Annotated in this window: 11 protein-coding genes; 8 read left to right on the top strand and 3 right to left on the bottom strand. The window is 43.5% G+C overall.

What is annotated here, in order from left to right; all coding sequences use genetic code 11:
• Positions 1–136 precede the first annotated feature (136 nt).
• Positions 137–379, top strand: coding sequence for a helix-hairpin-helix domain-containing protein (locus tag Q0389_RS13230; RefSeq protein ID WP_298694936.1), 243 nt, complete (start codon positions 137–139; stop codon positions 377–379).
• Here the strand turns inward: Q0389_RS13230 and Q0389_RS13225 are convergent.
• From Q0389_RS13225 to bioD, 3 genes are read right to left on the bottom strand one after another with little or no spacing between them, the layout of a single operon-like run.
• Positions 376–1,311, bottom strand: a complete 936-nt coding sequence (locus Q0389_RS13225; RefSeq protein WP_298694934.1) for an aminodeoxychorismate synthase component I — start codon at positions 1,309–1,311, stop codon at positions 376–378. The two genes, Q0389_RS13230 and Q0389_RS13225, sit on opposite strands and share 4 nt — an antisense overlap.
• Positions 1,311–2,180, bottom strand: a complete 870-nt coding sequence (locus Q0389_RS13220) for an aspartate carbamoyltransferase catalytic subunit (RefSeq protein WP_298694933.1) — start codon at positions 2,178–2,180, stop codon at positions 1,311–1,313. The genes Q0389_RS13225 and Q0389_RS13220 overlap by 1 nt, the downstream gene beginning before the upstream one ends.
• Before the next feature lie 17 nt (positions 2,181–2,197).
• Entirely contained in the window at positions 2,198–2,848 is a 651-nt protein-coding gene (gene bioD, locus Q0389_RS13215) for a dethiobiotin synthase (RefSeq protein WP_298694931.1), read from the bottom strand.
• Between the two features lie 47 nt (positions 2,849–2,895).
• Here bioD and Q0389_RS13210 point away from each other — a divergent pair, with 47 nt between their 5' ends.
• The 7 genes from Q0389_RS13210 to Q0389_RS13180 form a co-directional block, all read left to right on the top strand.
• On the top strand, positions 2,896–4,137 hold the full coding sequence (locus Q0389_RS13210) for an aminotransferase class I/II-fold pyridoxal phosphate-dependent enzyme (protein ID WP_298694929.1): 1,242 nt from the start codon (positions 2,896–2,898) through the stop codon (positions 4,135–4,137).
• A 21-nt stretch (positions 4,138–4,158) separates the two neighbouring features.
• Positions 4,159–4,458, top strand: a complete 300-nt coding sequence (locus Q0389_RS13205) for an ATP-dependent Clp protease adaptor ClpS (RefSeq protein WP_298694925.1) — start codon at positions 4,159–4,161, stop codon at positions 4,456–4,458.
• A gap of 2 nt (positions 4,459–4,460) precedes the next feature.
• Positions 4,461–6,641 carry an ATP-dependent Clp protease ATP-binding subunit ClpA gene (gene clpA, locus Q0389_RS13200; protein WP_298694922.1) on the top strand — a complete coding sequence of 727 codons (2,181 nt, stop codon included), beginning with the start codon at positions 4,461–4,463 and terminating at the stop codon, positions 6,639–6,641.
• On the top strand, positions 6,638–7,306 hold the full coding sequence (aat, locus tag Q0389_RS13195; protein WP_298694920.1) for a leucyl/phenylalanyl-tRNA--protein transferase: 669 nt from the start codon (positions 6,638–6,640) through the stop codon (positions 7,304–7,306). The genes clpA and aat overlap by 4 nt, the downstream gene beginning before the upstream one ends.
• Before the next feature lie 61 nt (positions 7,307–7,367).
• Positions 7,368–7,814 (top strand): DUF3015 family protein, encoded by a 447-nt coding sequence (locus Q0389_RS13190; protein WP_298694919.1) that lies wholly within the window; start codon positions 7,368–7,370, stop codon positions 7,812–7,814.
• Between the two features lie 88 nt (positions 7,815–7,902).
• Positions 7,903–9,690 carry a DUF4105 domain-containing protein gene (locus tag Q0389_RS13185; protein WP_298694917.1) on the top strand — a complete coding sequence of 596 codons (1,788 nt, stop codon included), beginning with the start codon at positions 7,903–7,905 and terminating at the stop codon, positions 9,688–9,690.
• A 44-nt stretch (positions 9,691–9,734) separates the two neighbouring features.
• Positions 9,735–10,329 (top strand): transaldolase family protein (locus Q0389_RS13180; RefSeq protein ID WP_298694915.1); only part of this gene is annotated, 595 nt, incomplete at its 3' end.

The following is a 10,329-nucleotide window of genomic DNA, read 5'->3' as shown; positions in this document are numbered from 1 at the left end:
CTGTTCCAACAACAAAAATACAAAAAATACTATCATTTCTGTTTTACGGGAAAATCACTTTATCTTTTTGCCAATGTTATTGACATAAACAATTAAAATTGCTAAAATTGATAATATTAATTTTAAAAGGTTTAATATGGTTAGACTTATTTTTGCTCTTATGTTATTTTTTTCATTTGCATTTGGTGTAGTTAATATTAATAAAGCAAACTCTGCACAGCTTCAGACGATTAACGGAATTGGTCCGACCAAAGCTCAGGAAATTATCAAATATCGTAAAGCACATGGCGGATTCAAAAATATCAATGAGTTGGTGAATGTCAAAGGTATAGGCCCTAAAACCGTCGCTAAATTAAAATCACAGGTTAGTGTTCGTTAGGGTATGTAAATCTTATCGATCATTTCTCGGTACTCATCTTCCCAATTGCTGTCAGCCGTAATACCGCCACCGCTTTTATAGATTAAGTCGCTATTCTTCTTTTCTATAAAACGTATTGCAACGGCACTGTAGAGGTTTTTACCATCAAAATAACCGAATATGCCCGTAAAAGCTCCTCTGTCATAATCTTCTATTCTGTGAATGAGATTAACAGTCATTTTTTTGGGTGTTCCGCTTATACTACCCGCCGGAAGAAGCGCTTTAAGTATCTCTCCGATTTTTTGTTTCCAATCATAGTTTAGTTTCCCGCTGATATGTGAGCTGACTTGATACAGTTTCTTCTCTCCGGTTTCGATCGTTGTAATAAAACGAAACTTTTCCACTTTTATGCCGTCTGCTACCATTCCCAAGTCATTACGAAGCAGATCGACGATCATCGTGTGTTCAGCCAACTCTTTCTGATTTTCTAGGATGTTTTGTACGGCATTAGGGATAGATGCATCTATGGTCCCTTTCATGGGATAGGTATGAATGGTGTTGTCTTCAATCGTAATGAACGCTTCAGGAGAAAAACAAACAAATTCATCTTTTACTCTTAGTTTATAGGGTGCATGTGCCATCAAATAAATCTCTTTTAATGTGTATTTTGATTGAATAAAAGAGGGTTGTGTCAGATTCAGTAAATAGGTATTGCCATTACGTATTTCTTCTTGAACGGCTTTAAATTTTTGATGGTAAGATGCAGTAGTGACAGGAGTATAGATCGGTTTATGGGGTACATTGGTAGAGGGTATCTGATTTTCGAACGAAAATTCGATATCGTGTTTTTCCAATTCTTCAAATGGGCAGCAAAATAGCTTTTCACCTTGAAAATCAGTATAAAAAAAGCAAGGCGAGCCTTTCGAAATCAAAGAATTTAAGCGGTCGAACATCAGGTAATAAGAGCTTTCAAGACAGCCATGCGGATAGCTACACCATTTCTTACCTGTTCAAGCACTTTGCAGCGAGAATCTTTGAGAACGGTGTCATCGATATCGATATTACGGTGTACCGGTCCCGGATGGAGGATAATGATATCCTTATCCTGTATAAGTTCATGCGTAACACAAAAATCGCTGGCATAGTCTTTTAGAGAACCGTAGGTTTGGTGTGAGTGACGTTCGGTTTGTGTCCGTAAACTCATAATTGCATCGACATTATCGATGACGTCGCGAATACTATGGGTTGTTTTAAGATGACTGTCCGGAAGGAAATGAGGCGGTGCTACGAGAGTAATGTCCATTCCGAAACGTGTCAATAATTCAATATTGCTATTAGCAACACGGGAGTTTTTTATATCACCGATAATAGCTATTTTTTTCCCTTTGACGTCTCCGAAATGGCGCTTCAGGGTAAATAGATCCAAGAGAGCCTGGGTTGGATGCGCATGCGCTCCGTCTCCGGCATTGATGATAGAAGCATTGGTGTGTTGTGCCAGAATATTAGGAACACCGGCGTGGGCATGACGTACGATCATCGCATGCGGTCCCATAGCATCCAGATTGGCAGCCGTATCGACCAGACTTTCCCCTTTTTTGGTAGAACTTTTTTGGACATCCAGATGGACGACTTCGGCACCTAGACGCTTAGCGGCGATCTCAAAAGAGCTTTTGGTGCGCGTAGAGTTTTCAAAAAAGAGGGTGATAATAATCTTTTCTTTGAGTAAAGGGTCGAATTGCCCTTGGAGATAGTGTTCTGCATCTCCTAAAACATTTAGGATTTGTTCGGTAGTAAAATCGTCAGTCCGAATCAAATGGCGCATGGTTTCTCCTTATTCTTTCACGAAATTGTATCCAAAAGTGCTTTGGCAATGGCATCGATGTCACGGTTTATTCGATAAAAATTTTGAAACCGATGTTGGTAATAAGGCAATGAAGTTGTCTCGAAACCGTGATCGTTGTCTTTGCAGTTCAGCCCCCAAAGATAGGGAAGTTTATGAGTATCCAAAGCATGCAGACTTAATAATGTATCGTTAATACAGCCGAGATTGCAGTGTGAGATTAAAAACGTAACGGCATTAAAATAGCGTGGAAGATCGATCATCATGTGCTGATCGTCGATAGGGACAAATAGCCCTCCGGCACCTTCGATAATAAGAATATCGCATAACGCTTCAATCTTATGCAATGCAGCATCAAAACTAGACAAATCGATGGGTTTGCCTTCATTGGCAACGAACGGGGATGCGGGAAGAGGAAACTGCAAGGTGACGATATCATGGATATCCAATACTTCTAATGACGGATTATATTGGCGGGCTGTTTCAAAAAGAGTACTTCCATCCACCGGTAGAGCAGTGACTCCGGTTTCAATCGGTTTATAAACACCTACCCGCAGTCCTAAGCGGGAAAAGGCTGCAATAAGCAATTTTGAAGTGTAGGTTTTTCCGATATCGGTATTTGTTGCACTTATAAATATACGTTTGGACAAGGGTATCCCCTTTTTGGTTATAATTGCTTAATTTTAATATAGGTTAGATGATGAATCGCTTTGAAGAGTTTACAACCCGCATTGTACAGCAAGTCGGTAAGAAGGAAGGTCCGGTCAGTCCAGTAATGGTCAATTCCGCTTCATTCGGTTATGGAAACAGTGAGACGGGAGAGGGTATATTTGACGGTTCGATTAAAAAGCCGCTTTATGCACGTATGGGGAATCCTACATCGGCTCAATTGGAACAGATTTTGGCCTCCATCGATAACGGAGTAGGAGCGATTGCGGCATCTACAGGGATGGGTGCCGTTGCAATGGCAACTTTGAGTTTGTTGAAGGCCGGCGATGAAATTATCAGTATCGGAGGGCTTTTTGGAGGCACATACTCTTATTTCTCGGAAACCTTGGTCCGCTTCGGAATCACTACCCATTTTTTTGACGTTGAGGAGTTTGACGCAATCGAAAGGGCTATCAATACAGCGACCAAAATCATCTTTTTGGAAAGTGTCGGCAATCCGAATATGCGTCTTCCGGATATTCGCCGTATTGCTGAGATTGCAAACCGAAATGGCGTTGCATTCATCGTTGACAATACTATTACTCCCTTAAGCGTAGCGCCGATAGCGATGGGAGCCGATATGGTTGTTTATTCGACGACGAAAATCATTTCCGGGAATGCGTCCGCATTGGGGGGAGCCGTGATCATGCGGGCTATTTCAGAAGGAGAGGATAAGTTTAAAGGGGAACGGTATAACGATGTGCACCCTTTTATCAAAAAGATGGGAACTATGGCCCTGATCGCCAATGCCAAAAAACGGGCTTTACGCGATTTCGGGATGAGTGCTAACGGATTTGGAAGCTATATAACGATGCTAGGACTCGAGACATTGCCGTTACGAATGGATCGGATCGTGGCGACAGTGGAAAAGGTCGTAAAAGCATTGTCTGAAAATGGATTGCAGATCAATCATCCTTCTCTTACAAACCATCCCCAACATGAGCGGTATCGAACGCAATTTGCAAATGGATGCGGAACATTGTTTACGATTGATATGGGTTCTAAAGAGAAAGCGTTCGAATTTTTAAACCGTTCGAAGCTGGTAACGATTACCGCTAATATCGGGGACAGTCGGACACTCGGTTTGCATATGGCATCAACGATCTATCGGGATTTTGACGAGCAAACGAAAGAATTCTTGGGAATTACTCCAGGGCTTATACGGATTTCCATCGGCTTGGAAAGTGCTGAAGCAATTATCGATGACTTTCTGAATGCAGCAAACATTTAACAATATTGGATATAGTACAAAATGGCTACAAAACACGAGCACTCAACTGATTTGGATATTACGGTAGGTCATCCGAAGCAGTATAATGTCTTTTTGCTCAACGATGATTACACATCGATGGATTTTGTCGTCGACATTCTGATCAAAATTTTTCGTCGTAATTTTCAGGATGCCCATCGTATTATGATTGAAGTACATCAAAAAGGACGGGGGCTTTGCGGCGTTTATCCGTTTGAAGTCGCTGAAACGAAAGTACATCAGGTGAGCAGTACGGCAAGGGAAAACGGGTTTCCCTTAAAAGCGATCATGGAGGAAGCATAAGTATGGTAAGTACGGAACTCAACGCCATTTTCCAAAAAGCGGTAACGTTTGCAAAGCATCAGCGTCATGAATATCTAACGATTGAGCATGTTATGCTCTCTTTGCTTAACTCCCCGGATGGAGAAGCAATTATCCGAACTTGCGGTGCGGATGTGGAACGTATCCGTGAAGCTCTCGGAGCATATCTGATGCAGACGATGGAACCGTTGCCCGATGACGTCGAACAAGAACCTTTCGAAACCGTTGCATTGGCGCGGATGATTGACGGTATGATGCATCATGTACGAAGTGCGCAAAAAGAGTATGCCGATGTCGGCGATCTAATTGCTGCCGTGTATGAAGAACACCACACTTACGCATGTATGTTACTCGAAGAGTACGGAATCAGCCGTGTGGACGTACTCGAAGCGATTTCTCACCGAAGTATCGACATGGCGTCTGAAGAGAGCCGGGGTGAAGGGGCGTTAGATAAATACGCTATCGATTTGATCGCTCAGGTGCGTCAAGGAAAAATCGATCCGGTAATCGGCCGCGTAAATGAAATCGAACGCACGATTCAGACTCTCTGCCGTAGAAAGAAAAACAATCCGCTCTTAATCGGAGAACCGGGTGTCGGTAAAACGGCAATCGCCGAGGGATTGGCGTTGCGTATTGTTGCGGGTGAAGTCCCAGCCCTTTTGAAAGATGCCCGTTTATTTGCACTGGATCTTGGGGCGATGCTCGCCGGAACAAAATACCGAGGTGATTTCGAAAAGCGGCTCAAAGCGGTTATGGATGAAGCGCAGGAAGAGAGCAATACGATTTTATTTATCGATGAAATTCATACAATAGTGGGTGCGGGTGCTGTGGGGGGTGGAAGTATGGATGCTTCCAATCAACTCAAACCGGCATTGGCATCCGGAGCGATCAAATGTATGGGTGCGACAACACATGCAGAATACCGGTCGGTTTTCGAAAAAGACCGTGCACTAAGCCGCCGTTTCGCCCGCATTGACGTCGGAGAACCTTCGGAAGAAGAGAGTTTCTTAATCCTTAAAGGTCTGCGGGAACGGTATGAAAAACATCACGGGGTTAAGTATACGGATAAAGCGTTGCGTTCGGCAGTCGAACTTTCCAAAAAATATATAACGGATCGATTTTTGCCGGATGTCGCCATCGATTTAATCGATGAAGCAGGAGCCTCGTTTCATCTGAAAAAACATAAGCGTACGACCATTACGCCACTCGATATCGAAACGATTATCTCTAAAATGACAGGTATTCCTACGTCGAAAATGGGAGAGGATTCGCGTGAAAAACTCTCTTCTCTCGAAACGGACCTTCAACAGCTTGTTATCGGACAAGATCATGCGGTCTCACAGGTTGTTAAATCGATCAAACGCTCGTATGCCGGACTTGGTGCTTCGCATAAGCCGATTGCATCTTTTTTGTTTTCAGGCCCTACCGGTGTCGGAAAAACAGAATTGGCAAAATCGTTGGCGGAAAGCTTGGGAATATACTTCGAGCGTTTTGATATGTCCGAATACATGGAAAAACATGCGCTAAGCCGATTGATCGGTGCACCTCCCGGATATGTCGGGTTCGAGCAGGGGGGAATGCTGGTCGAGACGGTTCGAAAACATCCGTATATGGTACTGCTTCTCGATGAAATCGAAAAAGCGCATCCCGATTTGATAAATGTATTGTTACAGGTGATGGACAATGCCACATTGACGGACAATACGGGATATAAAGCCAACTTCTCCAATGTGATTTTGATCATGACGTCTAATATCGGTGCGACGGAACGCAACGTCATGGGATTCAATGCCGACAGTTCGATATCACGGCATGAGGCGATGAAAGCCTTTTTTACCCCTGAATTTCGCAATCGACTCGACAGTGTTGTCGAATTCGGAGCGTTGCCGATGAGCGTTGTCGAAGGGATCGTCGATAAATTTATAAAAGAGCTTAATGTACAGCTGAAACCTAAAAAAGTTGCTGTCGCATTGACCGATGCCGCAAAAGCCTATATCGCGAAAATCGGATACGACAAAAACATGGGGGCACGTCCGCTGGGAAGAGTCATTTCCGATAAGCTCAAAGATCCGTTGGTCGATGAAATATTGTTCGGACGTTTGACTCAGGGAGGAAAAGTATCGGTCGATTATACGGATCGGCTGATTTTTAACTTCGCAGTATGATTCCCAAACTTCCTCATCATCTCTCATTTCCCGATCCCTCATTAGCTTCGGAGGAGGGATTGGTGGCATTTGGCGGAGATTTATCTCCCTCAAGGCTGATGCTGGCATACCGGATGGGAATCTTTCCATGGTATAGTGCAAATGACCCGATATTATGGTGGTCGCCTGACCCGAGATTGATATTGGAATTGGATGATTTTAAACTAAGCCGTTCTTTGCGTAAAAATATGGCCCATTTTGAAATTCGCTTCGACACTAATTTCGCGCAGGTTGTTAGGGAATGCTCTATGGCCCCCCGTAAAGGGCAAAAAGGGAGTTGGATCGTCCCTGAAATGATTGAAGCATATGAAGTGTTGCATACTCTCGGACATGCGCATAGCGTTGAAGCCTATCAGGAAGGTACTTTGGTCGGAGGCTTATACGGTGTAAGCATCGGGGGGGTCTTTTGCGGCGAATCGATGTTTGCAAAGGTATCGAATGCCTCCAAAGTCGCTTTTGCCGTTTTGGTAGATCATCTACAAGAATGGGGATATGATTTTATCGACTGTCAGGTTCCGACGGCACATTTAAAAAGTCTCGGTGCGAAAGAAGTATCCAGAAAAGAATTTTTAAAGCGATTGAATGTTTCTTGCGAGGACATTTCACTAGAAAATTGTTGGATATGAGAATTTTTTAAGCGAATCTTCCCTATACTCTCCGTTAATTCTTATTAAAAAAGGGGTTTTTATGAAAAAAGTTTTGATGAGCGTCGTTGCTGTTGCAGCATTGAGCACAGCGGGTTTTGCTACCGTCAACAATCAAACAGGGTGTGGTCTCGGTTCACAAATCATTAAAGATGACAGTTCTGCGGTGATGTTGGCACTTCAAGCAACGACAAACGGAACATCTGCTAACCAAACGTTCGGTATTACATCAGGAACATCAGGATGTAAAAAAGCAAAATTCGTTATGAATGAGCGTGCAGCGGAGTTCGTAGCATCAAATATGGATCAACTTTCTCGTGAAATTGCGATCGGACAGGGTGAGAGCGTTTCAACATTGGCGGAATTATTGAACGTTGAAGATAAAGCGGCATTCGCATCTGCCTTGCAAGCTAACTACAATGCTATTTACAGCAGTGAAAAAGTAGACATGGCAACGGTATTGGATAACGTTTCTACTATCGCAGGGTAACTATGATGATCTTCGAGGGGGATATCCCCTTTGAAGCTAGGAAGACGGATTAAAAAGTTTGCCGGAAAAGGCATAAAAAGGTGATTGATTGCCGGTTCTTTTTTTATTATGTGTATTGAGTTTAGCGGTCTATGCGACATCGACCGATGAACTGACTGCACAAGCACACATTCAGAAGCTTTCCGAATCTCGTTATTGGCATTTGTTGATGCATGCTCCCAAAGAGGAGAGTGAAATCGACGATGATCGCTTTTTTTTAGCCAGTGAGGGCAAAACGAATCTTTCCGCTGAATTAGATGCGACAATCCGATATTTTTCAGAAGATAATAACCGAAGCGACGGAAGTGTATTTTGCCGTTTTCCGGCACGGCGTGCATGGCTGGAAAAAGAGCTTAACACTTCATTCGGCACAGGTGAATGTCATGAGTATGAGACATTGTTGGAAAAACTTGATCCCCAAAAAGTGACGCTGGTATTTCCGAGTGCGCACATCAACTCTCCGGCGTCGATGTTCGGGCATACCTTTTTGCGTATCGATTCATCAATGGAATCAAAGCTGATGTCCTATGCAATCAATTATGCGGCGCAAACCGAAGATCAAAATGGATTTTTGTTTGCCTATAAAGGAATAACCGGGGGCTATTACGGATTTTACTCTATGCTACCATATTACGAAAAACTCAAAGAGTATCGAGATTCCGAATCTCGGGATGTATGGGAATACGATCTGAATCTCACACATGATGAGGTGATGGCGATGGTACGCCATATCTGGGAATTGCAGCATATGAATTCGTGGTACTATTTTTTTGATGAAAATTGCTCCTACAATATGCTTTGGCTTACGGAAGTTGCCCGCCCGAGCGTCCATTTACGGGATCATTTCTTCTATTACGTCATCCCGCCTGAGACAGTTCGAGCTTTCGAAGAAGAGTCTTTGGTGGCCCAAAAACACTTCCGCCCTTCAAAACGGACTAAAATTTTGGCTTATGAAGAACGATTATCTTCGGCAGGAATACGTATTACTCAGTCACTTCGAAACGGTGAGACAGATATTAATATGTCGGGATTAACGGAACAAGAGCGCCGATACATTCTAGAAGCTGCGGCTGAACTGGTAGAATACGATTTTATTGAGGGCAAGATAGGCAAGGAGCAGTATACAAAGCGTTATCATCGATTGTTGAGTGCGCGTGCCGTTTTGGGAGAAGGGGTAGATATTCCGATCCGCTTAAAGGCAAATCCTGACAGTGCACACCGTTCTGCCCGAGTCAGTGTGCAACAAGGATGGTATGATCACCGTTCCCCTTTGCTGATTGGATGGAGACCGGCATACCATGATTTGGATGAAGACGATACGGGACATCTTGCCGGTGCCCAGATCGAATTTTTTGATGCATCTGTCGGAATTGATCGCCATAAAATTCATATTGAAAATTTGACAATACTTTCACTGGCGTCATTAGCTCCCGTAAGCCATTTTTTTAAACCGTTTTCATGGAGAATGAAAACAGGATGGGACCGTGAGTACGGGAATGACACTCTCAGTTTCGTCGCACGTGTCGGGGCAGGAGTATCGATCGGCAATGAACGGATTTTCGGCTATCTTTTAAGTGAACCGGAAGTGCGTGCAGGATTTGCGTCCGATGCCGGATTGGGAGTGAGCGGCGGATTGGTCGTGAATTGGGGAAATCGGTTTAAAACCCATCTTGAAGCGGGAGATATTTTTTACATCGATGGTAAGGATCGAAGCCGTTTGACGATGACAAATCAGTGGGGATGGAATTCGAGAGGGGCGTTGTCGTTGCGTTATGAATCGGTAAAGCAGGTATATGGAGAAGATCGCTTTACCGTTGGAATTAACCTCTATTTTTAATTTTTTTTTGGCATAATAGTTATACTTTTTAGCATGGAGATAGTATGTATATAGCGGAAGCCCGCTTCGCCCTTTGGGCTGATTTTATCGAACGGACGTTTTTGGAGAGAGAGTTTAAAATATTAATTGATAAAGGGATTGTGAACGGGGCAACGTCTAATCCGGCTATCTTTAAAAATGCTATTCTAACCTCACCGGCATATAAAGAGCAGTTATCAATGTTGGGAAATCTCTCTCCTAAAGAAAAATACGAAGCGGTGGCAATGTACGATATTCAAAAGGCTGCGGACATATTAAGACCTCTTTACGATGCAGGTGATGACGGATATGTGAGTATCGAAGTCGATCCATACTTATGTGATGACGCTGGAGGAACGATTGCCGAGGGAATACGATTGCATCGCAGCATCGGTCGTCCCAATGTCATGATCAAAGTACCTGCAACAGAGGCAGGATATCAGGCAATGGAAGCCTTGGCTTCAGAGGGGATTGCCGTCAATGCGACGTTAGTATTTTCTGTTGATCAAGCATTAAAATGTGCCGAAGCGTTTGCCAAAGCTTCAAAAAAAGCGAGTGTGGACACGGTGATTAGTGTTTTTGTCAGCCGAATCGATCGTGCGGTTGATGAAATCCTTCGAA

The organism is uncultured Sulfuricurvum sp., assembly GCF_937936435.1.
In the GTDB taxonomy this organism is placed as follows: domain Bacteria; phylum Campylobacterota; class Campylobacteria; order Campylobacterales; family Sulfurimonadaceae; genus Sulfuricurvum.
This window is presented reverse-complemented; position numbering and strand designations above follow the sequence as displayed.

Excerpts from the sequence above, each read along its gene's own strand:
- Q0389_RS13230 (WP_298694936.1), top strand. The coding sequence starts at position 137 with ATGGTTAGACTTATTTTTGCTCTTATGTTATTTTTTTCATTTGCATTT.
- Q0389_RS13225 (WP_298694934.1), bottom strand. The coding sequence starts at position 1,311 with ATGTTCGACCGCTTAAATTCTTTGATTTCGAAAGGCTCGCCTTGCTTT.
- Q0389_RS13220 (WP_298694933.1), bottom strand. The coding sequence starts at position 2,180 with ATGCGCCATTTGATTCGGACTGACGATTTTACTACCGAACAAATCCTA.
- Q0389_RS13210 (WP_298694929.1), top strand. The coding sequence starts at position 2,896 with ATGATGAATCGCTTTGAAGAGTTTACAACCCGCATTGTACAGCAAGTC.
- Q0389_RS13205 (WP_298694925.1), top strand. The coding sequence starts at position 4,159 with ATGGCTACAAAACACGAGCACTCAACTGATTTGGATATTACGGTAGGT.
- clpA (WP_298694922.1), top strand. The coding sequence starts at position 4,461 with ATGGTAAGTACGGAACTCAACGCCATTTTCCAAAAAGCGGTAACGTTT.
- aat (WP_298694920.1), top strand. The coding sequence starts at position 6,638 with ATGATTCCCAAACTTCCTCATCATCTCTCATTTCCCGATCCCTCATTA.
- Q0389_RS13190 (WP_298694919.1), top strand. The coding sequence starts at position 7,368 with ATGAAAAAAGTTTTGATGAGCGTCGTTGCTGTTGCAGCATTGAGCACA.